The 26,990-nt window shown below is 64.0% G+C and carries 26 protein-coding genes; 12 read left to right on the top strand and 14 right to left on the bottom strand.

What is annotated here, in order from left to right; genetic code table 11:
• Positions 1-57 precede the first annotated feature (57 nt).
• Complete coding sequence (locus tag EB230_RS11835; protein WP_172372385.1) at positions 58-867, top strand: MBL fold metallo-hydrolase; 810 nt, start codon at positions 58-60, stop codon at positions 865-867.
• Between the two features lie 68 nt (positions 868-935).
• On the opposite strand, the gene EB230_RS11830 is transcribed toward EB230_RS11835, so the two are convergent.
• Positions 936-1,541, bottom strand: a complete 606-nt coding sequence (locus tag EB230_RS11830) for an NADPH-dependent FMN reductase (RefSeq protein ID WP_056578821.1) — start codon at positions 1,539-1,541, stop codon at positions 936-938.
• A gap of 92 nt (positions 1,542-1,633) precedes the next feature.
• Here EB230_RS11830 and EB230_RS11825 point away from each other — a divergent pair, with 92 nt between their 5' ends.
• Entirely contained in the window at positions 1,634-2,002 is a 369-nt protein-coding gene (locus tag EB230_RS11825; RefSeq protein WP_056579017.1) for a helix-turn-helix domain-containing protein, read from the top strand.
• Positions 2,003-2,171: 169 nt separating this feature from the next.
• Here EB230_RS11825 and EB230_RS11820 read toward each other — a convergent pair whose 3' ends face one another.
• The 3 genes from EB230_RS11820 to EB230_RS11810 all read right to left on the bottom strand — a co-directional run bounded on the left by EB230_RS11820 (position 2,172) and on the right by EB230_RS11810 (position 4,196).
• Entirely contained in the window at positions 2,172-2,375 is a 204-nt protein-coding gene (locus tag EB230_RS11820; protein WP_056578824.1) for a hypothetical protein, read from the bottom strand.
• A 131-nt stretch (positions 2,376-2,506) separates the two neighbouring features.
• Positions 2,507-2,902: an acyl-CoA thioesterase gene (locus tag EB230_RS11815; protein ID WP_056578827.1), complete on the bottom strand. Its 396-nt coding sequence runs from the start codon at positions 2,900-2,902 to the stop codon at positions 2,507-2,509.
• A 352-nt stretch (positions 2,903-3,254) separates the two neighbouring features.
• Positions 3,255-4,196 (bottom strand): phosphoribosylaminoimidazolesuccinocarboxamide synthase, encoded by a 942-nt coding sequence (locus tag EB230_RS11810; RefSeq protein ID WP_172372383.1) that lies wholly within the window; start codon positions 4,194-4,196, stop codon positions 3,255-3,257.
• Between the two features lie 205 nt (positions 4,197-4,401).
• On the opposite strand from EB230_RS11810, the gene EB230_RS11805 reads away from it, so the two are divergent.
• Genes EB230_RS11805 through EB230_RS11795 form a run of 3 tightly spaced genes read left to right on the top strand, consistent with a single transcriptional unit; the run spans position 4,402 to position 8,143 of the window.
• Positions 4,402-6,018, top strand: coding sequence for a GMC family oxidoreductase N-terminal domain-containing protein (locus EB230_RS11805; protein ID WP_056578833.1), 1,617 nt, complete (start codon positions 4,402-4,404; stop codon positions 6,016-6,018).
• The gene (locus tag EB230_RS11800; RefSeq protein WP_056578836.1) at positions 6,015-7,229 is read left to right on the top strand and encodes a mandelate racemase/muconate lactonizing enzyme family protein; all 1,215 of its coding nucleotides are present in this window, start codon (positions 6,015-6,017) and stop codon (positions 7,227-7,229) included. Before EB230_RS11805 ends, EB230_RS11800 begins: the two co-directional genes overlap by 4 nt.
• On the top strand, positions 7,226-8,143 hold the full coding sequence (locus EB230_RS11795) for an NAD(P)-dependent oxidoreductase (RefSeq protein WP_056578840.1): 918 nt from the start codon (positions 7,226-7,228) through the stop codon (positions 8,141-8,143). Before EB230_RS11800 ends, EB230_RS11795 begins: the two co-directional genes overlap by 4 nt.
• Before the next feature lie 93 nt (positions 8,144-8,236).
• Here the strand turns inward: EB230_RS11795 and EB230_RS11790 are convergent, their stop codons facing one another.
• Positions 8,237-9,175, bottom strand: a complete 939-nt coding sequence (locus EB230_RS11790) for a diacylglycerol kinase family protein (RefSeq protein ID WP_172372381.1) — start codon at positions 9,173-9,175, stop codon at positions 8,237-8,239.
• A gap of 745 nt (positions 9,176-9,920) precedes the next feature.
• On the opposite strand from EB230_RS11790, the gene EB230_RS11785 reads away from it, so the two are divergent.
• The 4 genes from EB230_RS11785 to EB230_RS11770 all read left to right on the top strand — a co-directional run bounded on the left by EB230_RS11785 (position 9,921) and on the right by EB230_RS11770 (position 13,262).
• The gene (locus EB230_RS11785) at positions 9,921-10,355 is read left to right on the top strand and encodes a hypothetical protein (RefSeq protein WP_056578846.1); all 435 of its coding nucleotides are present in this window, start codon (positions 9,921-9,923) and stop codon (positions 10,353-10,355) included.
• A 6-nt stretch (positions 10,356-10,361) separates the two neighbouring features.
• Positions 10,362-11,492 carry a hypothetical protein gene (locus EB230_RS11780; protein ID WP_172372378.1) on the top strand — a complete coding sequence of 377 codons (1,131 nt, stop codon included), beginning with the start codon at positions 10,362-10,364 and terminating at the stop codon, positions 11,490-11,492.
• A 118-nt stretch (positions 11,493-11,610) separates the two neighbouring features.
• A complete protein-coding gene (locus EB230_RS11775) occupies positions 11,611-12,609 on the top strand; it encodes an alpha/beta hydrolase (protein WP_172372375.1) in 999 nt (332 codons plus the stop codon).
• Between the two features lie 131 nt (positions 12,610-12,740).
• On the top strand, positions 12,741-13,262 hold the full coding sequence (locus EB230_RS11770; RefSeq protein ID WP_172372373.1) for a hypothetical protein: 522 nt from the start codon (positions 12,741-12,743) through the stop codon (positions 13,260-13,262).
• A gap of 3 nt (positions 13,263-13,265) precedes the next feature.
• Here EB230_RS11770 and EB230_RS11765 read toward each other — a convergent pair whose 3' ends face one another.
• The 3 genes from EB230_RS11765 to EB230_RS11755 form a co-directional block, all read right to left on the bottom strand.
• Positions 13,266-13,889: a hypothetical protein gene (locus EB230_RS11765; protein WP_056578857.1), complete on the bottom strand. Its 624-nt coding sequence runs from the start codon at positions 13,887-13,889 to the stop codon at positions 13,266-13,268.
• 95 nt (positions 13,890-13,984) lie between these two features.
• The gene (locus EB230_RS11760; RefSeq protein WP_172372370.1) at positions 13,985-15,607 is read right to left on the bottom strand and encodes an FAD-binding oxidoreductase; all 1,623 of its coding nucleotides are present in this window, start codon (positions 15,605-15,607) and stop codon (positions 13,985-13,987) included.
• Between the two features lie 190 nt (positions 15,608-15,797).
• Positions 15,798-16,040, bottom strand: a complete 243-nt coding sequence (locus tag EB230_RS11755; RefSeq protein WP_027047290.1) for a DUF1344 domain-containing protein — start codon at positions 16,038-16,040, stop codon at positions 15,798-15,800.
• A 431-nt stretch (positions 16,041-16,471) separates the two neighbouring features.
• On the opposite strand from EB230_RS11755, the gene EB230_RS11750 reads away from it, so the two are divergent.
• A complete protein-coding gene (locus EB230_RS11750) occupies positions 16,472-16,966 on the top strand; it encodes a DUF2314 domain-containing protein (protein ID WP_056578863.1) in 495 nt (164 codons plus the stop codon).
• Positions 16,967-16,981: 15 nt separating this feature from the next.
• Here the strand turns inward: EB230_RS11750 and EB230_RS11745 are convergent, their stop codons facing one another.
• Entirely contained in the window at positions 16,982-17,932 is a 951-nt protein-coding gene (locus tag EB230_RS11745; RefSeq protein WP_056579022.1) for a DUF3137 domain-containing protein, read from the bottom strand.
• Positions 17,933-18,124: 192 nt separating this feature from the next.
• Positions 18,125-19,186, bottom strand: a complete 1,062-nt coding sequence (locus EB230_RS11740) for a CapA family protein (RefSeq protein ID WP_172372367.1) — start codon at positions 19,184-19,186, stop codon at positions 18,125-18,127.
• Positions 19,187-19,358: 172 nt separating this feature from the next.
• Here EB230_RS11740 and EB230_RS11735 point away from each other — a divergent pair, with 172 nt between their 5' ends.
• A complete protein-coding gene (locus tag EB230_RS11735; protein ID WP_172372365.1) occupies positions 19,359-20,615 on the top strand; it encodes a hypothetical protein in 1,257 nt (418 codons plus the stop codon).
• A 177-nt stretch (positions 20,616-20,792) separates the two neighbouring features.
• On the opposite strand, the gene EB230_RS11730 is transcribed toward EB230_RS11735, so the two are convergent.
• A complete protein-coding gene (locus EB230_RS11730) occupies positions 20,793-21,992 on the bottom strand; it encodes a TauD/TfdA family dioxygenase (RefSeq protein ID WP_172372363.1) in 1,200 nt (399 codons plus the stop codon).
• 100 nt (positions 21,993-22,092) lie between these two features.
• Here EB230_RS11730 and EB230_RS11725 point away from each other — a divergent pair, with 100 nt between their 5' ends.
• Complete coding sequence (locus tag EB230_RS11725; protein ID WP_081295143.1) at positions 22,093-23,022, top strand: LysR substrate-binding domain-containing protein; 930 nt, start codon at positions 22,093-22,095, stop codon at positions 23,020-23,022.
• 21 nt (positions 23,023-23,043) lie between these two features.
• Here the strand turns inward: EB230_RS11725 and EB230_RS11720 are convergent, their stop codons facing one another.
• From EB230_RS11720 to EB230_RS11710, 3 genes are read right to left on the bottom strand one after another with little or no spacing between them, the layout of a single operon-like run.
• Positions 23,044-23,322, bottom strand: coding sequence for a hypothetical protein (locus EB230_RS11720; protein WP_056578874.1), 279 nt, complete (start codon positions 23,320-23,322; stop codon positions 23,044-23,046).
• A gap of 24 nt (positions 23,323-23,346) precedes the next feature.
• Positions 23,347-24,282: a hypothetical protein gene (locus tag EB230_RS11715; protein ID WP_056578877.1), complete on the bottom strand. Its 936-nt coding sequence runs from the start codon at positions 24,280-24,282 to the stop codon at positions 23,347-23,349.
• A complete protein-coding gene (locus tag EB230_RS11710; protein ID WP_172372360.1) occupies positions 24,282-26,987 on the bottom strand; it encodes a hypothetical protein in 2,706 nt (901 codons plus the stop codon). The genes EB230_RS11715 and EB230_RS11710 overlap by 1 nt, the downstream gene beginning before the upstream one ends.
• Positions 26,988-26,990 lie beyond the last annotated feature (3 nt).

Genomic DNA, 26,990 nt, shown 5'->3' with positions numbered 1-26,990 from the left:
ACGGGGGGTGCCGACACCGGTTGGCCATCGCGGATTATCTGCAAAACGGATCGGCAAATGCATCGCATAGCTTCGGGCGAACTTCACTCCACCTACACTCTTGGTGACCTGCGCATCACGTCCTTGCGCGATGGCTATGTCGACATGCCGGTCGGACGGCTTCGGCAAAACGGCGACAAGCCATTTGGCTATGACTTGCCGGAACAGGTCGCATTGTTTGGCGGTCAGCTCAGGCTCTCCGTCAACGCCTTCGCGATTGACGATGGAAATGGGATAACGCTGATCGATACGGGCGCCGCGAATGCCTGGCACCCCTCCATGGGCCGGCTTCCCCAGGCGCTGGACGAAGCCGGCATCGATGTCGAAAAAATCCGCACCGTCTGCTTCACCCATACACATCTCGACCACATCCATGGCCTTGTGCTTGCCGACGGCCGGGACGCCTTCCCGCGCCTGGCACGCCTGCTCGTTCCCAGGCAGGAACTCGGCCTCTTCCGCGCCGTAGCGCGGCTCGAGCGATTCCACGAGATGGCGCAATTTTTCGAAGCCGGAGACCATCTCGGAGCCCATGTCGACATTATCGGCGCCCATGGCCACGAGGTCGGTCACAGCTGCTTTCGCGTTTCGAGCGGCGGCGAATGCATTTTGATCTGGGGCGACACCGTCCACGTCCCGTCGCTTCAGTTCGATCGGCCTGACGTGACGTGGGAATTCGATGGGGATCAGGACCAGGCGCGCGAGAGCCGGTTGCGGCTGCTGGCGCTTGCGGCGGACGATCACTGCTTCGTTGCGGGCGCGCATCTGGACTCGCCCGGCATTGGCCGTGTCGTGCGGTCCGGCGGCGGCTTTCGATTTGAGCCGCTATAACCGCTTTAATGAAAAGGGCGGCGCAAGCGCCGCCCCATATCCCTTGGGAGGATAATCTCGAAAGGCGATCAGGCCGCCTTGATTTCTTCGTCGACCACGTCGGCGTCGCGCGCCTTCTTCAGAGCCTTGGCCCACCAGGCGACGTCGTTGACCAGTGCGGTGGCGGCCTGGTTCAGGTGCTCGAGGTCCTCGAGTTTCTTCTCGCCCTGGCGCACGGCGAGGAAGTCGCCCCAGGCGATATGGACAGCCGACTTGACCGGCGCCATCTGCAACTCGACGGCATGGAGACGGAGCTGCTCGACGGCGCGGGCACCACCAACGCTGCCATAACCGACGAAGCCGGCCGGCTTCTTGTTCCATTCGTTGGCGGCGTAGTCGATGGCGTTCTTCAGCACGGCCGTCGGGCCGTGATTGTACTCGGCGGCGGTGAAGATGAAGCCGTCATATTCGGCGACCTTCTTCTGCCAGCGCTGCGCCACCTCGTTGGTCGACGGCACCCAGGCGGAAGAGGCCACTTCGTCGAAGAAGGGCAGCGGGAAGTCACGCAAGTCGACGATCTCGACATCGATGTCGGCATGCGACTTGGCGATCTTTGCGATCCATTGTGTGGGCACATCGGCGAAGCGCGCGGCGCGCGTCGAACCGACGATGATGGCGATTTTCGGCTTTGACATGGGGGGCTCTCCATTCCAGTAAAAAGCTGGTATCGTTTAGATACCGGAGCTATATGAGATACTGTCAACTGCAGGCGCAAGGAGGCACCGTTTTGTTACTGAGGCACCCGCATAACACCGAGGACTGCCGCGCCGTCTCGGAAATCCTGCAGCGCGTCGGCGACAAATGGACCGTGCTTGTGGTCGGCAAACTTGGCGACGGACCGTTGCGTTTCAACGAGCTGCGCGCCGCTGTCGGCGGCATCTCGCAAAAGATGCTGACCACGACCTTGCGCGGGCTGGAACGCGACGGCTTCGTCACCCGCACCGTGTTCCCGACCATCCCACCGCGCGTCGACTACGAGCTGACGGAACTCGGCCACGAGCTGCTGATCCCGGTCAGCGCGCTTGGCGAATGGGCGCGCAGGAATACGCAGCGTGTGCGGGCGGCACGTGAAAAATTCGACGGCATGCACGGCTGAAACCCTTGCATGGCAAGGTGTCGGGCGTTTCGCGTTGCGTGAAGTCGCCTGCTGGCTGGAAATTCGTGGCTCTCTAAACGAGGCCTCGCAAGCTTGTCCGATGGCGCTTCAGGCCGGCCAACGCTCGGCGCTGCTTCCACGAAGACAATCGTAAATCCAGGATGACCCTTCAGCTTCCTGTCGCCAGGCTCTCGCAAGGCGCCGGGCTGCAGATCGCGCATGTCGCGGCTGGCTGCCTGACGCCCTTGCCGGCACGCAGGCAGGAGGTGCGCGGAAGGTCCTCCTTGACTGCCGCATAGGCGGTGACGCCAAGCAGGCAGATCACGGCCACAAGGGCTGCCACCAGCCAGCTGTTCAGTATGTGTTGACGCATTGTCGCCCCTCCAACGCCGGCACAATCAGGCGTGAAGGCAACCATTGGATGTCGCGGAGCGCATCGCCCGCGCGGATGATGTTACAATTGCTCCTGGACTGGGAGAACGGGGCTTGCGGGAATGGCTTTCATCAACTCTCGGCCGGCACGGCCTTCGGCTTGCCCTCGCCGTCCAGCGCCACCATGACGAAATCGGCGTGCGTCACCTTTTCCATCAGGTCGGAGAGATAGCGCTGCGCCCAGGCCTCGACCTTCAGCGTCATCGAGGTGCGGCCGACGCGTTCGACATGGGTGTAGATGCACAGCGTGTCGCCGATCTTCATCGGCTTGGCGAAGGACATCTCCTTGACCGCCGCCGTCACCACGCGGCCCCTGGCGCGCTCGGCGGCGCGGATGCCGCAGGCAAGGTCCATCTGCGCCATCACCCAGCCGCCGAAAATGTCGCCGGCCGCATTGGCGTCCGAAGGCATGGCCAGCGTGCGCAGCGTCAGGTCTCCGATCGGCCGTCCTTCCGCGTAGTGCACCATGGGCAGAATCCTTGTGAGGTGATGGTCATCGATCCCGTATCGCCGCTGCAGGAACAGGTCAACGCGCAGCAGCTGCTGTTTCCTCGCCCCCACGGGTCATGGTCTAACATTGGCATTCGCCCGGCGGTGCCTGATTTTCAGCGGCTCCGGGCTTTGGAGCGGGCTTCCCCCACTCCGTCGCTGCTTCGCAGCGCCACCTCTCCCTGCTCCGGAGGGAGAGGAAGTCGCCAGCCCGGCCAAGCTCGCTCCCTCCTCTACCCCGTCGAACGGGGGAGAGGTGGCGAGCGAAGCTCGACGGAGTGGGGGTCGACTGCGCGGCGTAAGACCAGGCGCTGGCTGAAAGGCGCACCTCTCAAAAATAACCTGCCAGGTTCGCCCGGATGCGATCGAGAACCGTGGCGCCGGAAACGTCGGGGATGAACGCCTTGCCCGTGATCGCCTCATAGGCCTGCCTATAGACGTTGGAGGCCTGCTCGACGATCTCGTCCGGAATCCTCGGGATCTGGTCCTTGTAGGGATCGCAGCGCGCCGCCACCCACGAGCGGATGAAATCCTTGTCGAAGCTGTCCGGCCGGGTGCCGCTTGCCAGCGCCTGTTCGTAGCTCGCCGCGATCCAGTACCGGCTGCTGTCGGGCGTATGGATCTCGTCGGCCAGGATGATCTTCCCGTTCTTGTCGGTGCCGAATTCGTATTTCGTGTCGGCCAGGATCAGGCCGCGCTCGGCCGCGCGCGCCTGGCCGCGGGCGAACAGCCGCAAGGCGTAATCCGAGACGGTGTCCCATTGCGCCTGGGTGAGAAGACCTTGTTCGAGGATCTCGGCCCGCGACAGCGGCTCGTCATGGGCGCCATCCGCGGCCTTGCTGGTTGGCGTGATCACCGGCTCGGCCAGCTTCTCATTGTCGCGCAGGCCGTCCGGCAGCCGCATTCCATACATGTCGCGTTCGCCACGACGATAGCGGGTCAGGATCGAGGTGCTGGTGGTTCCCGCCAGATAGCCTCGCACGACGATCTCGACCGGCAGGATGTCAAGCCTCGTGCCTACGACGACGTTCGGGTCGGGATATTCGAGCACATGGTTCGGGCAGATATCGGCGGTTTCCTCGAACCAGTAGCGCGCCGTCTGGGTGAGGATCTCGCCCTTGAACGGGATCGAGGTCAGGATGATGTCGAAGGCGCTGAGACGGTCGGTAGCGATGATGATGCGCCGCCCATCCGCGAGGTCGTAGTTTTCGCGGACCTTGCCCTTGTAGTGGCCGGGCAGTTCGGGAATGAAGGCATCCGGCAGCGTACGCATATGATTTCCCGACTTCCTCGGATTGGCTGATGCCATCGCATAAGCTGTCGACCCCATGCATATCAAGCGCGATTGTCGGGATTCCCCGCAACTCGGCCTGGCATCGCGGTCGCATTTTTCACAACGCATGCCGGAAGGCGCGGCGACGCGGCGAACCCGTCGCGTCTAGGCTGCGGCCAGTTTTCCGGAGCCACCCATTTCCATCATGCAGACTTTTGACTTCATCATCGTCGGCTCCGGCTCGGCCGGCTCGGTGCTCGCCGACAAACTGTCGGCCTCGGGCCGTTTCTCGGTGCTGGTTCTGGAGGCCGGCGGCACGGACCGCCGTTTCTACGTGCAGATGCCGCTCGGCTACGGCAAGACCTTCTTCGACCCCGCCGTCAACTGGAACTACAAGACCGAGGCTGATCCCGGCCTCGGCGGCAATGTCGACCATTGGCCGCGCGGCAAGCTGCTCGGCGGGTCGAGCTCGATCAACGCCATGGTCTGGATCCGCGGCGCGCGCGAGGATTTCGACGACTGGCGCGCCGCTGGCAATCCCGGCTGGGGTTATGACGATTTGCTGCCCGTCTTCAAGGCGCTCGAGGACAATGAGGCGGGCGCCGACAGATGGCGCGGTACCGGCGGCCCCCTGCATATCAGCAACACGACCAACGCCGTCCACCCGCTGACCAAGCGCTATCTCGCCGCCGGCCAGCAGGCCGGCCTGCCGCTCAACCCCGATTTCAATGGTGCTGCCCAGGAAGGTGTCGGCACCTACCAGATATCGACCAGGAACGGCCGCCGCATGTCCGCCGCCCGCGCCTTCCTGCGCCCGGCCATGAAGCGTGCAAACCTCCGCGTCGAAACCAACGCGCTGGCGAGCCGCATCCTGTTCGAGGGCAAGCGCGCCGTCGGCGTCGAATATCTGCGGAACGGTCAGACGAAAACGGCACGCGCCGGCCGCGAAGTCATCCTTTCCGCCGGCTCGATCAACTCGCCGCAGCTCATGCAACTCTCCGGCATCGGTCCTTCGGCTTTGCTCAAGGGGCTGGGCATCCCGGTCGTCCATGCCAACGAGAATGTCGGCGCCAATCTGCAGGACCATGTCGGCATCAACTACACCTTCAAGGGCAATGTGCCGACACTAAACCAGATCCTGCGCCCCTGGTGGGGCAAGCTGCTGGTCGGCATGCAGTACATCCTGACCCGTTCCGGGCCGCTGTCGCTGTCGATGAACCATGGCGGCGGCTTCTTCCGCACCGACCCGACATTTACGCGCCCCAACATGCAGCTTTATTTCCAGGCGTTCTCGACCGTCATCCCGAAGAGCGGCGAGCGGCCGATCCTGACGCCTGACCCCTGGCCGGGCTTCTCCATCGGCCTGTCCAACTGCCGTCCGTCGAGCCGGGGCGAGATCATGATCCGCTCCAGCAATCCGCTGGAATATCCAAGGATCGTCGCCAACGCCTATTCCACCAACGCCGATGTCGAGGAGATGCTGGCGGCGGTGAAGTTCGTGCGCAAGATCGCCTCGATGCCGGCGATGGCGGAAATCATCAGGGAAGAAGTCCTGCCCGGCCCGTCGGTCCAGTCGGACGCCGACCTGATCACCGATTTCAGGAAACGCTCCGGCACCGTCTATCACCCGGTTTCGACCTGCCGCATGGGGCCCGATCCCTCTCGCTCCGTCGTCGATCCGCGCCTCAAGGTACATGGGCTCGAAGGCCTGCGCGTCATCGACGCCTCGATCTTTCCCGACAACATCACCGGCAACACCAACGCCGCCTCGGTCATGACCGGATGGAAAGGCGCCGAACTGGTTCTGGAGGACCAAAAATGAAGATCACCGACGTCAAGACCTGGGTTGTCGGCAACCCCCCGCCCGGCATCGGCGGCAAGTATTTCATCTTCGTCAAGCTGACCACCGACGGCGGCGTGGTCGGCTATGGCGAGGCCTACAACGCCACCTTCTCCGCCCACGTCACCGCCAGGCTAGTCGAGGACATGGCCGAACGCTATCTGATCGGCCACGATCCGCACGACATCGAGAACTTCTTCCGCCGCGCCTATTCCTCCGGCTTCACCCAGCGTCCCGACGTGACCGGCATGGGTTGTTTCTCGGCACTCGAAATGGCCTGCTGGGACATCGTCGGCAAGGAGGCCGGCAAGCCGGTCTACAAATTGCTCGGCGGCCAGGTGCACGAGACGCTGCGCTCCTACACCTATCTCTACCCGCACACCGGCAGCGTCCACTCCGAGGACGCGCCGGACGGCAGGAACGTCTACAACGACCCCGAAATGGCGGCCGCCTGCGCGCTCGAATATGTCGAGCAGGGGTTCAATGCCGTCAAGCTCGACCCGGCCGGTCCCTACACCGCCTTCGACGGCCACCAGCCGCGCCTGCTCGACATCGATGTCGCCACCCGCATGATCAAGGCGATCCGCGAAGCGGTGGGAAACCGCGCCGACATCCTCTTCGGCACGCACGGCCAATTCACCGCATCCGGCGCGCTGCGCATGGCCCGCGCCATCGAGCCCTATGATCCCCTGTGGTTCGAGGAGCCGGTGCCGCCCGACATGCCCGAGGTGATGGCGCAGGTCGCGCGCGGCACGTCCATCCCGATCGCCACCGGCGAGCGGTTGACGACCAAGTTCGAATTCGCCCGCGTCATCGAGAACCGCGCCGCGACCATCCTGCAGCCGGATCTTGGCCGCTCCGGCGGCATTCTCGAAACCAAGAAGATCGCCGCCATGGCCGAGGCCTACCACATCCAGATCGCGCCGCACTGTTATTGCGGGCCGATCGTGGGTGCGGCCAACATCCAGCTGGCGGTGACGCTGCCCAATTTCCTGATCCTGGAATCGCTGAAGCAGTGGGACGGCTTCCACGCCACGTTGCTGAAGAAGAAGATCGAGTGGCAGGACGGCAATGTCATCCCGTCGAAGGAACCGGGGCTGGGCGTCGAGCTCAACGAAGCGGTCTGCGACGCCCATCCGTACACCGGCAAGGACCTGCATCTGCAGATGATGCAGACGCCGCTGATGCCGTGAGCGAAAGCTACGCCTTCATTGGCCTCGGCCATCTCGGCGGCAACCTTGCCGCCAGCTTGGTCCGCAACGGCTTTGCGGTCACGGTCTTCGACCGCGACCCGGCGGCGGTCGAGCGCCTCGTTGCGCTCGGCGCCACCGCCGCGAGCAGGCCCGCGGAAGCGGCCGCCCGCGCCGGCAACGCCATCTCTTGCCTGCCCTCGCCAAAGGTCAGCGAAGCGGTGCTGGCCGGCCCAGGCGGGTTGCTCGAAGGCCTGCCTGCAGGCGGCACCTGGATCGAGATGTCGACCAATGGCCGCGACGAGATCGTGCGGCTTGCCGCCCTCGCCTTGGCCAGGGGCGTCGAGACGCTGGAGTGCCCGGTTACCGGCGGCGTGCATCTGGCGGCGGTCGGAAAAATCACCGCGCTGGTCGGCGGCGATGCCGCGCTCTACGAACGCCATCGCGCGGCGATCGAGGCGATGTGCGCGCGGTCCTTCCTGATGGGGCCGATCGGTTCGGCGGCGGTGATCAAGGTCATCACCAACATGCTGGCCTTCATCCATCTCGTCGCCGCCGGCGAAGCGCTGATGCTGGCCAGGCAGGGCGGGCTCGACCTCGCCCAGTCCTATCACGCCATCGTTGCCTCCTCCGGCAACAGCTTCGTCCACGAGACCGAAAGCCAGCTCGTCCTCAACGGCTCCTACGACATCGGCTTCACCATGGACCTGGCGCTGAAGGACCTTGGCTTCGCGCTGGGCATGGGCAAGGATTTTGGCGTGCCGCTCGAACTGGCGTCCCGCGTCAACGCGATTTTCCAGCAAGGCAAGGAAGCCTATGGCGGCGGCGCCTGGTCGACCCAGATCGTCAAATTGCTTGAGGATGCCGTCGGTGCCGACCTGCGCGCGCCCGGTTTCCCGGCCAAATTGGAAATCTGAGCCGAAGCCAGAAAACCAAGCGATTTCATCAGCTTGAATCGGTAGCCGGATTCAGTTTCGAAAACACCTGAATCAATCTGGCAACGCCTTGATTCAATATCTGAGCGTCAGCGCCCCGGGCAGGATCTCGAAGGTCGCCGGTATGCGCCCGGGCGACTCGCCGTCTATGTCGACCAACGCGCCGTTCTTTTCCACATCACCCAGCGGTTCGACAACCACCTTCTTGCCGCGCAGGATCGTGATCGCCGGATGGTTGCGATGCCGGCCGCCATAGAGCAGGCGGAGGTCCCAGATCAGCCTCAGCTTGCCCGCCGCGCGCAGGATGACGATGTCGAATTGCCCGTCGGTCAGTTCGGCATCCGGCGCGATCATCATGCCGCCGCCGAAGAACTTTCCGTTCGCCACCGCCACCAGCGCCACGCGCGCTTCGACAGGGGTGCCGTCGTCGACCGTGATCCGGACATCCTGGAAGCGGTAGCGGACGAACTCGACCACGGTGCGCCACAGGAACAGCGTCTTGGCCGACATCTTGCCCTTGCGCTTGTCGGCATTGACGGCGCGGTCGGTAGCGCCTGACAGACCCAGGCTGGCGATGTTGATGAAGTGGCGGCTCGCCAGCGCCCCATGATCGTCGATGTAGCAGATGCGGCCGGCATCGATGGCCCTGGCCTTCGCCTCCGCGATCCGCTTCAGGGTCGCGTCCACCGCCTTCGGCAGACCGAGCCCGCGCGCGAAATCGATCCCGGTGCCGCATGGCAGAAGGCCGAGTTCAGTCGTCCTGCCGCTCTCCTGGAATGCCTGCAGCAACCCGTCGGCCACCTCGCTTGCCGTGCCGTCGCCGCCGGCAGCGATCACCAGGTCAAAGCCACTTGCCGCGAGGTCGATCGCCAGGCGTTCGGCATCTCCTTCGGCCTGCGTCTCGCGCAGTTCGAAATCGCCGAAATGCTTTTTCAGCGAGGCGGCAACGTCAGGCCAATGCCGCTTCAGCCAGCCGCCACCGGCAATCGGATTGAGAACCACCCCGACCTTCAATGCCTATCCTCCCCCGGGAAGGCGCCTTGCAGGCGGCGCCCGATCCTTTGCCGGCATTGAAACCCGCCCCCGCCGGCGGAGCAAGGGGCGCCGTCGTTGCGAGCGTTGAAAAGCGGGCAGGCTGTCTAAGGCAGTCAGCGCCGGAATTCCGGGCTTGTGGCAAACGGTCCCCGATAATCCCGCTATCCACAGGCCCGCGGCCATTCCCCGAGACCCTTACCCGGCGTACGTTGAACCCATCTCAGGCGGCTACCGATCGCCAAGCCGAAAGGCGGAAGTGAAAGGCGGATTTCCTGAGGCCCGTACGGCCCGAAGCGAGAGCAGGCTTGCCTGTTTTGAGGGACGGTAGCCGAGACCTACGGGGCCGCGGAAAGCGTGCCAACGCCGACGGCGGACCGATGCTGCCATGAAGGACGGCAAAAACCTTCGATGGCACGCAGGGCAAGGCCTGCAAGGGCCAAGACCGGCGTGGTCTGGAACGGACGCTGCCTTCGGGTGGCGGCTGGCAGGACCGTCAAAATCAAGGCCGGCATGGCGCGACGACTTAACGGAAGTTGCTGCCGCGACCGTGTCCTGATCTGACAGGGAGGCGCTGGGAGAAATCCCGGCGCCGACTGTCCTTGAAATCTGTTTCCCACAATTTTTACGGTGTTTTCGGCTGGGGCTGCAACCGGCGGCAAAATCGGCTAACGTTCGATGTCGTCAGAGTCCGTTTGAAAACGAGCTCGTAGAAGGGGGAGACTTCATGACGCTCATCCAGAAGCTTGCTGTTGGCTATGCCTTCCTGTTCTTCGCCGTCGTCGCCATCGGCTACATACCGGCGTTCAACGATGCCAACGGCAATCTGTTCGGCCTGTTTTCACTGCAATGGTACGATGACCTGCTGCACGCCTTCTCGGGCGTCTGGGCGCTGGCCGCTGCCTTCATCTCGCATCGCCAGGCGGTGTTCTATTTCAAGCTGTTCGGCTCGGTCTATCTGTTCGACGGCGTACTCGGGCTGATCACCGGTTCCGGCTGTCTCGACGCCGGCATCTTCATCAACGGCTTCCGCTCCCTCAACGACATCGAATTCCCTGCCCGCTTCTTCGCCAACCTGCCGCACATCGTCATTGGCGGCTTCGCCGTCTATGTCGGTTTCTGGCTGTCGAAGCGCATACACGACCACTTCGCCACGGCCTGACCGGCCATGCTCCTGTTCCGCTGGCTGAAGCGCCTCATCAAGACGGTCCTCTGGCTGATCGTCATCGTCATCCTGATCCCGATCGCGGGGCTCGCCTACGGCTTCCTGACGACGCCGTCGCTCGACAAGACGCCGCTGCCCGGCATTGCCGATGGCGCGCCACCCAAGGCGCTGGCCGACAAGGTCCGCGCTGAGATCCCCAGCTACCAGCGGCCGGAGGAATCGACCTTCCTCACCTATCCGGAATGGGCGATCGTCTATGCCGCGCGCGAATATGCCGGCTTCGTCGCCAAGGACCAGCCGAGCGGCTTTCCCTACTGGTCCTATGTCGGCCGCTTCTGGCAGGACTACGCGACCGTGATCCGCGCCAGTTCTCCCTACAAGTTCAACTACGCCAACCACCAGATGCTGGTCATCATCGGCACCAGCCACTCGATCGAGCATATATTGCAATGGGCCTATGAGAACACGGTCGGCCGCATCACCGAGGCAACATCGGCCAAGCGCACCGCCGCCGACATCTACCAGGCCAAGGTGGCGGCCGAATACGCCGCCTTCCTGGACCAAGTGCCGTGGTACCAGTTTCCCTATGGCGAGAAACGCGCCGGCCTGTTTGCCGTGCGGCCGGCGCCGGGAGACAGTTCCGTCCGCACAAGCGAGCGCAAGCTCGCCTTCGGTCTCGCCGACACCATCAAGCAGGGCTATGCCGGCCTGATAAAGCAGGCGCTCGCCGCCACCTCCGACCCGGCTTTCCTCGACATCCATGTCTGGGCCAAGGGACCGGTCGGCGAAGCCACCCGCAACGAGCCCGACACCTTGCTGGAACGAGACATGGGAGCCGACGGCACCATCTTCGTCACCAAGCGCTATCAGGTCTTCACCGACATGATCCCGCGGCTGATCGACAAGGGTGTCTCCTTCGTCGAGATCGGCGGCAATGACGAGATCATGGTCACGATGCTCTCGACCGACTCGATCGCCGTTCCCGAAGGCATGCGCATCCTGTTCAGCTATCCGCTGCCGGCCGACACCGCGACACGCCGCACCGGCATGGTCGTTGCCGTACGCAAGCTGCATCTGGTGCTGCCGTCACTGATCAAGGCCGGCGCCAGGCTCGAACATGTCTACGACTACTGAGGCGACAGCCCAATGCATGTCGCCCAAAAGTGACCTCGGTTTTGGGAGAACGACATGCATAAAAACAAAGACCTAAAGAGCGTCGCATGAATCCGTTTCAACGCGACGCGCTTTAGCCATGCGTCGATTGATCCGGATTGTCGGCTGGCTCGCACTCACGCTGGTCGTGCTGATCGTTGTCGTGCCCATCGGCTTTCGCGGCGCCGCGGCCTTGCGCGAAACGCGGTCACCCCAGGAGGCCGCTCCGCCGGGATCCTTGTTCGCGACCGTCGACGGGCTGAAGATGCACTATCAGGTCTGGGGCCCGCAGGACGGGCCACCCCTGCTTCTATTCCATGGCACGGCCTCCTGGGCCGAAACCTACCGCGATATCGCCGCTCCGCTGGGCGAGCAGGGCTTTCGCGTTATCGCGGTCGACATGCCGCCCTTCGGCTATTCGGAAAGACCTGCCAACCAGGACTATTCGCGCGCCGCCCACGCAAAGCGCGTCCTCGGCTTCGCCGATGCGCTCGGCCTTCGCCATTTCAGCGTCGGCGTCCACTCCTATGGTGGCGGCGGTGTGATCGAGGCCGCTTTCTCCGCCCCGGATCGTATCGACGCGCTGATCCTGCTCGACGCGGCGCTTGGCCTCGGCCAGACCGAGGCGCCGGCCTTGCCGTTCGCATCCCTGCTCGACAGGGACTGGCCGCGCCAGCTCCTGACCGCCTCGACCTTCACCAATCCGTTCATGACCGGGTTCGGTTTGCGCCAGTTCATCGAGAATGACGATCTCGTCACGGCGGAGCGCATTGCGATCTACACGCGCCCTTTGAACGTCAAGGGCACCACCAATGCCGTTGGCCACTGGCTGCTCAGCGGCCTCTACAATGACGAGCGGAAATCGCTTGCCGCCAATCGGGCGAATTATCGCGCCTTCACGCCGCCGGTTCTCGTCATCTGGGGCCGAGATGACACGACCACGCCGCTGGCACAGGGCCAGGAGATCGCCTCGCTGTTTCCACATGCCGAGCTGGCCGTTCTCGATGGCGTCAACCACATCCCTCAGGTCGAGCGCCCGCAAGACGTGGTCCGGCTGATCGCCAGTTTTCTCAAACGGACCTTGCCGGCAGCCCAATAGGCACGCGCCGCCATGCTCATTCCACAATCGCGGCAAAATCCCGCCTTGTTCGCGCGCGATGGAGGGTGCAAGCCGCCTGAAAGCCCGGCATGCACCGAATGGGCGCTGGGGCACCTCGAAGGGACAAGACCGTGATCAAGACCGCCCTTGTCGCCATGACCATTGTCGGCTGCGACTGCGACGCCAAACTGTGCGAATATATTGGCGAGACGCCCGCCAAATGGTCGACCATCGCCGAATGCGAAGCCGCGATGAAGAGCCAGATCCTGCACGAGCGCAACTTCGACTATCCGCTGGTCTCCGGCATCTGCCGCACCAAGGGCTCGTCGTCATCCTCGCATCTGGCCGCGATTGCATCCCAGCCGGAACTGAAGCCGGCCGACAGGGTCGTTCGCAGCGAAAGCCCGCTGCCGCCGGAATTGAGCCATCGGCCAAGCGTCCCGGTCGGCTCGCCGACAACGGCGGTCGAAGCGGACGCTGCTCGGCCCGTCGCCTATGAGCAGGTCGTCGATGGCGGAACCGGCGTGCTCTACCGCACCAAGAACGGCTATGCCGTGGTCAAGACCGATCTCGGCAGCGCGGCTTCCGCCACCGCCGACGCGGCAAAGCGTTCCGTGAACTGGCTGGCCGGCCTGGTGCCGACGGGACTGTAGCCCCTACATCTTCAGCTTCAGGCTCTCCCAGAACTTGTCGATCAGCGGCTGTTCCGTGGCCGCGTCCTCGCCGGCAACGCGCGTGATGAACAACAGCCCCTGATCGGCGAGGCCGAAGCCGACGATCTCGAAATGAGCGGTATCGGTGCGCGTCTTCACCTCGGCGCGGATGCCGGTCAGTTCCTTGCCGTCGGCAAGTTTGCGCGTCGTCGGCTGCTGCGTCAGCTCCGCGCCGGCCTGCACCGATTCCCTGGTCATCTCCTGCAGCATCAGCTGGTTGAGCGACACCGGGTTCATCTTGCCGTATTCCTGCACCACGACGATCGTGCCCAGCGCCGAGGCCATCAGATATTGCGTGATGTTTTCGCCCAGATCAGTCTTGGTCACCGAAATGCCGCTCGGATGGACGAAGGAGAAACTGTCGCCGGAAAAGGTGGCGAAGTCGTTGCGCTCGAGCGTCACCTTGCTCTGCTTGCCGCCGGGCAGCGTAATGGTCGTGCTCTCACCGGGATCGATATCGACCGCCACGCCGTCGATGGTCAGCTTGAACGCCTTGAGGTCCTCGGCCCCTGCCGGCCCAGCGCACAGCGCGATAAGAGTGAGGGCCGCCGCTGATACCATACGCATTGATTGTTCTCCTGCTCTATTCCTGAGCAGTTCCCTGGGGAAAGCGCTGCGCGGTTTCCCGGAAAAACCACTTCACGCTTTTCCTGGAACTGCTCCTACGCCACCCCGCTCAGCGCCTTGATGGCACGATAGAAGGTCGAGGAAAACAGTTCCGTCGGGTCATGTTGCCGCTTCGCGGCCAGGAAGGCCGGCAGTTCGGGATAGGAGGCCAGCAACTCCCTGGCCGTGTAATGCAACTGGTAGGGCAGGAAGAAGCGCCCGCCATGCTTGATCGTCACATCGATCAGCGCCCGTGTCAGCGCCCGCATCCTGGCATTGCCGTCGGCATCGGTGGGCTGGTTGATGTAGAGCACCAGCGAATAGGCGGGCTCCGGCGCGTAGGTCAGCGCCACATCCTCCTTGTGGACGATGCGCACCGAGGCGTTGAGCACCGGCAAAGACTGGTTGCGCAGGATCTCGCGGGCTTCGTTGATGAACCCGACATAGGCGGCGCGTGGAATAAAATATTCGTGCAGGACATCGGTTTCGTCAGCCAAATCGTTGAACAGATACGGCACCGAATCGTGCATCGGATTGTTGCGGGTGACGAGGCAGGCCTCGCCTTGCGCCATGGCGGAGGTACGCGCCACCGTGCAGCTTTCGAACTTCGGCTCCAGCGTCTTTTCGGTGAACCACTTCAGCTCCTGGAACACGCTGCCCCATTTCGCCAGGTTGATGATGACCCGCTTCAGTCCGACGCCCTCCGGTTCGCCGATTTCAGGCTGGTCGGCCGGCGGCTGGTCGGCCACCTTGTCGTAGCGATAGACGATCATGTCCTCGAGGAAATTGCCGGGTGCCGTCGACAGGTGGCCGTAGAACAGGCCGATATCCTTGTTCGGCTCCAGCACATCGGCGAAGAATCTCGGGAAATCGTCGGATCTGATGATCTCGCGCGAGGTGCGGTAGACGACGTTGTCGACGATATCGAGCGTCGCCTCCAGCACCACGCCGAACAGGCCGTAGCCGCCGACGACGTGGCGGAACAGGCCCGTGTTCTCGCTCGGCGAGCACGTGGACACCGACCCGTCGGCCAGCATCACCCGCATGGAGCGGATCGAGCCGGCCACCGAGCCCGCCTGATGGTCCATGCCGTGCGCGTTGACCGACAACGAGCCGCCGACTGAAAAGATGTCGGTCGATTGCATCGCCTTCACCGCGAAGCGCGGATGCAGCAGGTTCTGGATATCATGCCAGCGCGCGCCCGGCTGCAAGGTCATGGTCATGGCCGCCGCGTCGACGGTGACCTTGTTGAATTTCCTGAGGTCGAGCACCAGGGCGTTGTCGTCGAAGGCATGCCCCCCCATCGAATGGCGGATTGCGGCCAGCGATACTTTCAGCCCGTTGGCGCGTGCGAAGGCCAACGCCTTGGCGATATGATCTTCCTCGCTGACCTCGACCACGCCATAGACCGGTGTCCGCGACAGGCCGCTGGCATCGTTGATATCGCCGCCCCTGGCCGACCAGGGCAGCGAGGGATCGAAGGCTGGGACATTCTCCGGTGGCTTCAGCGGCAGGGCTATGCCGTCGATATCAGCGATACGTCCGGCATTCTTCGGCCCCGAAGGCCCGCGCGCCAGCCGTGCCATGGTGGTGCCGCCCCACAGCACCGCGCCACCGACCACCGCCGCGCCGAGCACCAACCGGCGCGACAGGCGAAACCCTTTCCGTTCGTCAGCCATGCGGATCCCCCGTTGCCCAAGGGATAGCGCGGCTCTTTGGCGAAAACCATAGGGGGGCTGGGCAGAGCCGTGGCGCCACTTCGGCATCAGGGTGGCTGATGTTCCGACATCACGGGGCTAGTCTCGCTGGGTTGCGCTGCCCCTCATCCGCCTGCCGGCCCTTCTCCCCGTGGGGAGAAGGGCGAAGCCTCTACGAAGCCTTCTTGATCGACGTCACCATGCCGGTCTTGTCGTCGACGGTTACCGCCACCTTGGCGCCGACCTTCAATTTGCCGATCTTCGCTTCCGGCGACAGCTGGTAGATCTTGCCATCGTCGAGCGTGATCGACTTGGTCGTCGGGTCGACCGCCTGGATGGTGCCCTGGACGGACGCGGCATAGGCCGTGCCGAGGAAGGCGAGCAGAGCGGCGGTGGTTGCGAGGGTCTTCTTCATCGATAGCACTCCGTGCTGTTTCAGTTTTCCGGGCCGTCGCCTTGGGCAACGACGACAGCACCGAACGAGCCGACACTGGCCGCAAAGCCTGCTGGCTGCAAATCACGTTGGATGAATTTTTGCAAACAAAATCAGAGGCTTAATTCTGACACATTGCTTGCGGCCGGTGTGACATCCAAGCGTCTCGGTTTCCCCGATGAGCGCACTTCATTCCATGAATAGAGTCCTTTAACCGGATTGCGGCGGACGGCCTCCAACCATCACGCCACTGCCGCAATCCGCATCGCCCGACATCACGAAACAGCCTGATGGGAGTCCATCGGGACAAATTTTGTTTCATGGATCGGTGAAACGCCGGACGAACACCATCCGTCGGTTGAAAACCCGAAACCGATGCACGATGGTGTCGACTATTGTGGAAAGGGAAGCTCATGAAGCTCGCGGTTCGCACCATGCTGTCCCTGATGTTGGCCTTGGCTCCGATTTCGGCCAGGGCGCAAGATTCCCAGCAGGGCGACGACAAGGTCGTTAACGTCGCCAGGGATGACCCGGATATGACGGCGGCCATTGCCCAGGCGCGCGCCAGCCTCGATCAATTCCTGGCATTGTCGGACGCACCACCAGCTGGAACGTCAGACTACAAATTGAAAGTCGAGGTCAGGGACGGAGACACCTCGGAACATTTCTGGATCATCCCCTTCCATCGGACCGCGACCGGGTTTGCCGGAACATTGGCGAACGAACCGCAGGCCGTCCACAACGTCGTGGCCGGCCAGGAACTCGAATTCACCCGCAACGATGTTTCCGACTGGGGCTATACCAAAAACGGCCGCCAAGTCGGCAGCTTCACCGTCTGTGTGTTGTTCAAGACAATGGCGAAGGAAGACGTCGACTATTATCGTGAGAATTATGGCTTCGACTGCTGACGACGAGTCGGCAGATCAACCTGCCTCGTCCTTCACACCGATCTTGCGCACCAGTGCGGCCGTCGCCAGCATGGCGCCCATGTCGGAGATCATCGGCGCCACATGCCTGGTGTAGTCGAGCGGCACCGAAATCTCAGGCAACTCGAAGAAATTCTTCGCCTGCGGCAACAGCAGGAAACCGTCCCCGCCATTGAGGGCGACGCGGGCCGGATCGTCCGGCCAGGTTTCACCGAGCCATTTCAGCGCCTGCGCCAACCGGCCGGTCACCAGCGGCCGTGCCGCCTCGATATTGTCGGTGCGGAATTCATAAGCCGCGTCGATCAACGGCTCACCCGACGACAGTTCCTGCAGCTTGGACCCGAACAGGCCGCGGAAGAAGCCGACGACAGCGTTGGTGCGCCGCGTCGCCACCAGGATTCCCGGGAACGGCTCGACAGCCTCGAAGGCGACGATGACGCCCTTGAAGGCGGTCGATGAGCCCTTGCCGGTCCCTTCCCGCAGTTCGGCTTCGTAAAGCTCGAATGGAAACTCTTCGTAGCGCCCGGAAACGACATCGTCGAAGGCTTGCCGGTTGAAAGGCCCGACCGCCTCGCGCGGCAGCCGGTCGAACGAGTTCGGCCTGCCGCCATGCTGGTAACGCACCTCGCGGATGAAGCCGAAGATGATCGGCAGCAGCGTGTCGCGGAACGATTGCTGCAGCCGCGTCGCCGGCTTGATGGCCTGGAAGTAGAGCAGGATCGAGGCGGCGAAGCCGATGAAATAGAGGAACACATGCGGCGTCGAGAACCATTGCTCGTTGGGGTCGGCGACCTTGTTGAACAGCCAGGCGATCACCACCACCGCCGCCAATGTCAGGCCGACGAACAGCGGCACCCGCCAGCGCACCTGCCGCGCCGCCGAGGCCCGCGCCGCCTCATAGGCCTCGATATTCTTCCGGATGCCGGCGATGACAGTTTCATCAGGCATGAAATCCGCTGTTTCCACCGCCACCCCCGCTGCCTCGACAGATTCATGATAGCTGGTTTTGCAGGAGCGGCGCCAGACGGATGGCGCTTCTTCCTTCTCCCCTTGTGGGAGAAGGTGGATCGGCGCGTCAGCGCCGAGACGGATGAGGGGTGTTCCAGCGGAGTGAGACGCCGGCATTCCCTGGAGCACCCCTCATCCGTCGCCTTCGGCGACACCTTCTCCCACAAGGGGAGAAGGAAAGATCGCCCTCAGCCGCTGCTCGAACTTTCCCCGCATCCCACCGTCCAACCCCTCGACCGGCACCAGCCGCTCATGGCCCTTGCCCCGCAGCCGCACGAACGGATGCATCCGGTAAGCCGCTACAGCACCACGCGTCCCCGCATCGGCGCTGACATCGACGACGAAAATCCCGCCAATGCGCCCCGGCCACCGCTGGCGGGCAAGCGCGGTGCCAAGGAAATCGCCGAGCCCGTAGGCGACGATCGCGTCGCGCATTCGTTCCACCGGCTGCACCACATGCGCATGATGGCCGGCGATCAGCCCGACGCCCTGCCCGGCCAGGCGCCTGGCCAAAGCCCGCGTCCCGGCGCGCGGAAAATGCCGGAACTCCCAGTCCCAATGCGGCACCGCGCAGAGAAGATCGACGCGCGGCCAGCTTTCTGGATCGCTGGCCATCGAAACGCGCCCGGCAAACAGGTGTTCGTCGGTATTGCGCCACAGTGTGAAGGCCGCCAGGCCGACATCCAGCGGCCCCACCTTGACCATCTGCACCGGGCCATTGGCGGCCAGGCCGATGGTGCGGATGCCGAGCCGCTTCAGTGCCGCCACCGTCTCGTCGAAACCCGCGACGCCCTGGTCGAGCACATGATTGTTGGCCAGCGAAAGCACGAGCCTTTCGCGCGCAAGACCGGTCGCGGCGAGCGCCTCGGCCAGAAAGCGCTCGCTCATCGCGTGGTGCGTGCCGAGCCTGGTGCCCAGCACCGCGCTTGGCCTGTCCACGACAGGGCTTTCGCAATTGCCGATCACAAGGTCGGCGCCGCCAAGCAGCGCCTTGATCGCCGGGTCGCAGTCCGGCGCACCGCGGTTGGCCACCGCCGAGATGTCGCCGACGAAGGCCAGCCGCACGGTCTGTGCGGGTAGCGGCTCCATGAGCGTTCCCGACGCTGGCGCAAACCCATCGGCGCCACCGCCAAGCGACGGTTTCAGGAAACGCGGCAGCCAGGACAATTTGTAGGAAAGCGGATAGTTCGACACGCAATGTCCAATCGTTTGCCTTGTGTAGACGGTCTGCCGGACAGGTTGAAGCGTGTGGGTCGACAATCGCACATCTTCGACGATGACCGGCTGGGCCACACCGACACCGGCGGGCGCGACGCCGCAAATGGTGTATATTTGCTCGGCGCGACACATAGTTTTGGGGGAAAAGATGAACCGAATTTCGAGCCTGCTGGCATCCGCCTTCATTGTGCTTTTGCCCTTGTCTTCCGCCGGCGCGGCCATGCCCGAAGCGGCAACCGCACTGTTCCAGGCCAAGACCGTGGCGGCGCGCGACAGCGCCCTGTCGACGCTGGAGGCGGCCGCACCGAAAGATCCGGCATCGGCCTATGCCGCCGGCGCCGGCGAATTCTTCACGGCGCTTGAATTGCTCGCCAGCGGTTTGCACCGGCACGGTTTCGAAAGCCCGCAATCCTTCATGCTGCCGCTGATGCAGTTGCCGGTGCGGCCCAATCCGAACCCCGAGCCGCTGACCTACGAACAGTTCCGCGCCATATTGGTCACCTTCCGCGACCGGCTGGAAAAATCCGCCACCACGCTGGGCTCGGTGCCGGCCGATGCCGATATCGGCATGGTCATCGACCTCACCCATGTCGGCATCGACCTCAACGAGGACGGCACCATCGCCCCGGATGAGAGCATGGCGGCGATCATGGCCGCGCTGTCGCGTGGCAGCATCTCGCAAGGCGATAGCGCACCCGCGCTCACCTTCCGCTTCGACCGCGCCGACGGCTATTGGCTGCAGGGCTATGCCGAGTTCCTGATGGCGCAGGCCGATTTCTGGCTGGCGCATGATTTCAAAAACACTTTCGACGGCTCCTTCCACATGCTGTTCCCGCGCGCCAGGCTGCCGTTGCAGGATATTCTCGTGCCCCCGCCGAGCGAGATGGGCTCGAACATCTTCTCCTCGGAATGGCGCATCGCCGATTTCATCTCGATGGTGCACATGATCAACTGGCCGGTGGTCGAGCCGGAACGCCGCAAGGCGGCGCGCCAGGAATTGCTCGAGATGATCCGGCTGTCGCGCGAGGACTGGAAGGCGATCCGCGCCGAGACCGACAATGACCGCGAATGGCTGCCCGGCCCGCAGCAGAAGGGTGCAAACCCGCTGACGGGCCTCGAAGTCGGCGAGGAACAGGTTCAAGCCTGGCTCGCCGCCTTGACCATGGCCGAGGATTTGCTCGAGGGCCGTGCGCTGCTGCCGCACTTCCGCATCACCGGCAAAGGCATCAACATGAATCGCTTCTTCGACGAACCGAAAAACTTCGACCTGATGCTGTCGATCACCGGCCCCGGCATCGCGCCCTACCTCGAAAGCGGCAGGATCCTGACCAGCGAGGATTTCGACCAGATCCAGCGCGAGTTCGGCGGCGGCGGATTTTTGACGTTCGCGCTGTGGTTCAACTGAGAGAAGTCATCTCAAGTCGAGAGGAGCGCGCTGCAAGGCGTGTTGAGATTCAGGTCAGGCCGAGTCGAAAACGGTGGGTTCCGAGAACCGGAGCGAAGCGTACTTTTGGGTACGTGAGCACCGGAAGCGCAGGAAACCATCGTTTGCAGACCGGCATCACCTGAATATCAATGCGCCTCAAAAAATCGCCCCCTGATACAGCACCGCCTCGGCCTCCTCGGGCGCGAACCGTCTGGCCAGCGAGCGAAAGGCGCTGTGCACACCGTCGCGGTCGATGTTGCAGCTTCTCAGATGCCGCACCGCAAGCGTTGGATCAAAGGCGCTGCGGCCATGCAGGACGCGCTGGTTGTCGAAGACCAGCACTTCGCCCGGCTGCAACTGGTGCTGGAACTGGTTCTGGGGATCGCGGATCAGCCGCGTCAGTTCGGCAAGCGCTTCGATCAGCCCATCGATCCGGTCAAGGGGCGCCCATTGCGGCGCCAGGCAGCGGTCATTGTAGCGGATGCCGGTGACCGCGCCTGCGGCATCTAGGCTGATGACATGCGCCTCGGCGCTGAACAACACCTCGCCTTCATGTTCGCGGTGGAAGGTAACGCCGTGCCGCGTCAGGAGATCGAACAGGTCGGGGGTGCGCGTCCGCATCAGTTCGGCCACATGAAAGCCGTCGACCATCAGCGAGGTGCCGCCGGTGCCGGCGCCCGTGCGGATGGCGTGGAAGAAGATGAAGCCCGGCGGCGCGTAGCGGAACGGCTCGTCCGTGTGCGGGATCTGCGCCCGCGCCGTCTCGCCCGCCACCCGCGCATCGGGCCGCGAGATGAGATCGAACACCTTGCCGTAGCTGGTCTCGCGGATCGGCCCGTAGCGGCCCGCGACCCGCGCCGTTGCTTCCGTCTCGGCCGGAACGCCGGTCAGCATCGCGATGCCATTGTCCCTTAGCGCCCGGAGCGACTGGAACAGCGCTTCGTCATTCGCGACCACCGCGTCGAAGGCGAAGCGACCGAGCCGTGCGGTGAGATCGTCATTCCAAAGTTGCGGCCGGAAACGGGCCGGACCCGAGCCGCCGGCATGACCCGCCAGGACGGTCGAATCGTAATGCGACACATGCCCGTCCTGCCAGATGGCCGTGACCAGCCCCGGCACGGAGACATCGAAACTTTCCGCATGGATTGCCTTGTCGACATCAGCGGGCGTCAGCCACCTCTTGCCCGAGGCGGTGTCGCCGCATTGCCCGCATTCGCAGGCCAACCGCAGCCAGCGCGTCGAGAGTTTTGCCGATCGGCCGTCCGCCAGTTCGACGGCAATGCGTGCGCCTTCCGCGCGCATGGCGCGGATCGGCGCGACGGCATGTCTTTGCTGTTGCTTTGGCGTGTCGAGCATCTGGCGTCCCCTGCGGTTGAATTCCTTCGACCAGCCTAGGCAAGGAAAATCCCGTAATCAAACGAGTTCCCTTCTCCAAGCTTTGAGCTAAATTCAAAACATGACGACGCTTAGGGATTTACCGCTATCGGGGTTGCGGGCGCTGGTGGCCGCCGCCAGAGCCGGCAGCTTGACGCGCGCGGCCGAGGATCTGGGCGTCACGCCCGGCGCTATCGGCCACCAGATCCGGCAGTTGGAAGAACGGCTGGGCGTCAAGCTGGTCCGGCGCGAGGGCAACGGCATCGTGCTCACCCGTACCGCCGAGGCCGTCTTGCCCGATATCGATCGCGGCTTCGATGCGCTGGCCTCCGGCATGCGCCGGCTGCGCTTCGAACGACAGGCCGAAACCTTCACCATCTCGGCCGATCCGTCTTTCGCCTCGCTTTGGCTGGCGCCGCGCCTGGCCATGGTGCGGCCGGCCTTGGGGCGGCTCGAGGTTCGCATCGTCGCTTCCGTTGCGCTCGATGCCATGGCCGAGGAAGGTGTGGACCTTGCCATCAGCTATCGCAAGGGATCGGCATCTGATATCGCCGCACTCGACCTCTTCACCGAGCGGGTCATCCCCGCCTGCGCACCGACGCTGGTCCAGGATCGTGCCGGGCCGGACAGGGCCGAAGTGCTGGACAGGATGCCGCTGCTGCATATCGACCCGATGATGGGCGACGATGTCTACCCCAACTGGCGGGACTGGTTCGTTGCTGCGGCGCGGCAAAGGAAGGACATCGACCAGGGTCCGAGCTTCGGATTGACCATCATCGCCGCGCAAGCGGCGATTGCAGGCATGGGTGCGCTGCTGGCCAGCGAACTGGTGCTGCGCCGCCATCTGGACGCTGGCCATCTCATCGAGATCGCGCGCGAAGTACCGGCCCTGACCATCAGGCGCCGCCTCGCCTGGCCCGAACACGGCCCGAAAGCACGCAGCGCCGCGACGGTGGCGGCGGCGCTTCTGGCGGCGGCCGGCGCCGGCATCGATGGCGCCCTGCCGCGGTGAAACTCTATCGCCCGACGCCCTTTAGAAAAACAGCCGCTGTAGCCGTAGAAGCCCGGCCACCGCGCCGGCAATGAGCGCGTTCGAGATCACGCCGATCGCAGCGGTCGTCCAGGCGATGTCGCCGGACTGGCCGAATATCACGAACGGAAATCCGGCGGCGATGACGACAATCGCCACGAGCAACCCAAGCCAGCCGACATTTGGCCGCTTGGCCACCCGGCTGAGGAAATAGGCGATCCCGACCAGCAGAATCCTGAGCGGGTCCAATATCTGGGCAATGACGATGGCGGTCAGAAGCATGGCCGGGAACTGAAACCTCCAAATCTAGCGCTGGAATCCAGACAGCCGGGCAAGCAGCCATTGCACCGGATTGCCGACGAAGGCGCGGGTGACGAACGTATCGTGGGCGGCGTCCGAGGCAAGGAAGACAACCGTCCCGGCTTCGAGGCGGCGTGGCGGATCGGAACTGGCGTTGATGCCCTGGCCCGCCAGCAACTGCCTGATCTCGGCATTGCCGGAGGCCGAGGATTTGCCATAGGCGCTGACGAAGAAACGCTTCCGGTGCCGCGCGACCCAGTTGGCGAAGATGTCGGCCTCGTCGAAGACGGCGTCGAGCAGGATGACGCCGAGCAACCGGTCGCCGACGTCACCATTCCTGAGAATAAAGGCGGCGGGATTGTAGCCGCCACTATAGGCGACCAGCACCACCGGCATGGCGTCGAATTTCGCCACCTTGGCGCCGGTCAGCTTGGCCAGGCCTTGCGCCGCCTCGGCCATGAACTCCGCAAAATAGCCCGGCGTCCAGAAATTGCCGGCGCTGGAATCCTGCGCGTTGCTGGCGAATTGCGGCGCCACCAGCACGGCGTTGAGGCCGGAGGCCTCGACCTGCGCGACGACACGCTGGCGACCGACCACATCGCGCTGCAAGGTGGCGCCATTGCCGTGGAAGAACACGACAATGACCGCCGGCTTGGCCGGATCGAAGCCTTTTGGCACGGCGAGCAGCGTCGAGCGGTCGGAATAGGTCTCGTTCTCCCAATAGATGCCGCCGCGCGGCGAGGTGTGACCGCGCCTTCCGTCCGCCGCCGTCACGTCGAGAAACGGCGCGGAGCCGTCGGGCAGCTTGCCCCGGTAGGGAAAGGGTGACGCCTTGAACGGCACGATGGTCGAGATGGCCTTGTGCAAGCGCGCCCCCTGGCTTGCCACAGGAAACGCCGCCGTGGCCAGCAGTCCGGCAACGATGGCGCGCCGGTCCGGCATCAGGCCGCCACCAGCCGCACATCAGGCGCCTTCGACGGCAACAGCACGGCGAAGAAGGCCGGGATGGCGATGAGATAGGCGATCGCCGACCATTGCAGCACGGCGCTCAGCCCGAAGCTGGTGGCGATGATAGGCACAGCGGCCGAACCGATGACCGAGAAGCAGCCATTGATGCCCCAGGCCCAGACGAACAGATGCTCCTTGCCGAGCCGCGCCAGCCAGGTCATGGCGATGGCCATCGGCATGCCCATCAGGAAGGCCGGCGGCGACACCAGCAGGAAGCAGAGCAGCAGCCGCACCGCATAGGGATAGGCGCCGATCCGGTCGAGCACCGGCGACAGATAGAAGCCATAGGCGAAGAGCAGCACGCAGACCGCCAGCAGCACGACGGGCAGCAGCGTCCTGGCGCGGTCGAAGATGCGCTCGGCGAACAGGCTGCCGAGCCCGGAAAACACCAGCATCGAGGAGATCAGCACCGAGGCCGACACGGTCGGATTGGCGAGCGCCACGGTGAAGCGGCTGATCAGCCCGACCTCGACCATGATGTAGCCGAGGCCGAGACAGGCGAAATAGAGGATGGTGCCGAGCTTGCCGCGCGAGCGCGAGAACACGATGCGCCAGCCGAAGATGACCGGCAGCAGCACCAGCGATGCGGCCGTGATGCAGGTGATGCCGAGCGTCGCCCAGATCAGCAGGTAGCCCCAATCGTCCTGGAACAGGTCGAGCCGGTCCAGCGTGCGCGGCAGGTCGGCGACCTTCACATAGGCCGCGAAATAGGGCTGGTCGTTGCTCAGCGCTCGTGCGTCGAAGACATAATCGTTGGCAAGCTTCTGCCAGCCACCGGTCAAGAGCGCATGCCAGGTCATGCGTTGCAGTTCCGTCGCCGGCAACACCTGCGGGCCGGCCTCGCCGCCGGCGCCCGCGCAGGCATCGAGCGTCGGATCGGCGGGTGCCGTCGGATCGCAGTCGGGGTTTGCAGGCCCGGTAGCGTCGGCTGGCGCGGTCGCATCGGCGGCGGGCAGCGTCAGCGTCGCGTCCTGTCCGCTGCCGAAGATCGAGGCACGGTAATCATCGAGCACCTTTTGCGCGCCCGAACCGTCATAAGCCATTCCCGGATAATAGACTTCCTCCCAGGACATCGACCTCGTGTAGTCCCGCAGCGTCTTGATCTCGGCCTCGGTGAAGCCGCCGCGCTTGAACAGCACCGTTGTCGTCGACAGGTAGCTCGACACGGCGAAGATGTCGTTGGCCGCGCCTTGGCTGTCGAACGTCCTGGCGGCCTCGGCGATGGTCGCATAGAGCTTCAGCACCGACTTCGGCGGCTCTTCCTTGTTCCACAAGGTCACCGACAGCACGCCGCCATCGGCCAGGGCGTGCATGTAGCTCAGCATCGCCTCATGCGTGTAGGCGTATTTCTCCGAAATGGCGAAGCCGCCGGGATTGGACAGGCCGACGCTGTCGGCGAGGCTGAGGTCGATGACGTCGTAGCGCTCTGTCGTGTTGGCGAGGAACAGCCGCCCGTCATAGTCGATCACCTTGAGCCGAGGCTCGGCCAGGATGTCGCCGGTCACGTCCTTCAGCACCGGATCGCGGAACGCCCGCAACGTCATCGGGTTGCTCTCGGCGACGGTCACCGAGGTCGATCCGGCATTGAGCGCGGCCTGCGTCGAGATACCGCCGCCGAATTGCACGACGAATGTCTTGGGCTTGTCCTTGATGACATAGGGATAGTGCATCGGCAGGTAGCGGAAATAGACCTGCTCGGCCGGCGCCAGATTGCGCATGATACCTTCCGGCCCCTCGCCGTCGCGATACATGCCGACATAGGTGTTGGCCGGAACCTCGGGCATGCCGAAGGCGGCGTTGTCGCTCAGGCCCGGCGCGAAATGCATGTAGGAGCTGGCATAGACCTGCAGGTCGCCGAAGGGCGAGACGCTGCGGTAGATACGCTTGCCGTCCGGGAAGTTGCGGGCATAGGCGACACCCTTGTACTGCGACACGGCGATGTCGGGGATGCCGAGCAGGCCGGGCAGCATGAGATAGCCTGATATCGACAGCGCCGCGACGACCACGCCGGCGACGACACTCTTCCAGGCACCGAACGCGAGGAACCACAGCAGCGCCCCGGCTGCCCACAAAAGCAGCGGCACGACGATGATGGTCTCCGGCGCGAAAAGATAAAGCGACACCAGAACCACGAGGCCGGCCAGCCCCGAACCGGTAAGGTCGGCGAAATAGACGCGGCCGAAGGCGGTGCGGCTTTTCAGGAAGACGATGCCGAGAAAGAAGGCACCGGCCAGGAACGGCAGGAGATAGAGCAGGAAATTCGCCAGGAGTCGCCACTTCTGCTCGGGGTCGGAAATCAGGAAGATGGCGTTGAACGGCACTGTCTGGGCAATGAGGTTGGAGCCGACCGCGAGCGGGCCGATCAGCAGCAGGGCCGCCGTGGCGGCAACTTGCCAATGGCGATCGAACCAGCCCTTGCCGGCGAAGATGACGACGCTGGACAGCGAGAAGCCGAGCATGGCGAGGCTGACCACCAGCGAGCCGAAATGCGACCAGCTGCCGACAGCGAAGACGCGCATCACCGCGATCTGCAGCGCGATGATGGCGCCGGCGATCAGCCCGACCGCCAAATAGTGCGCGAACCGCGGCGCCTCGAGCGAGGCGATGCTTGGCCGGGAGGTCGATACGACAGCCGTCATTCA

This window comes from Mesorhizobium sp. NZP2234 (assembly GCF_013170765.1).
GTDB lineage: Bacteria > Pseudomonadota > Alphaproteobacteria > Rhizobiales > Rhizobiaceae > Mesorhizobium > Mesorhizobium loti_D.
This window is presented reverse-complemented; position numbering and strand designations above follow the sequence as displayed.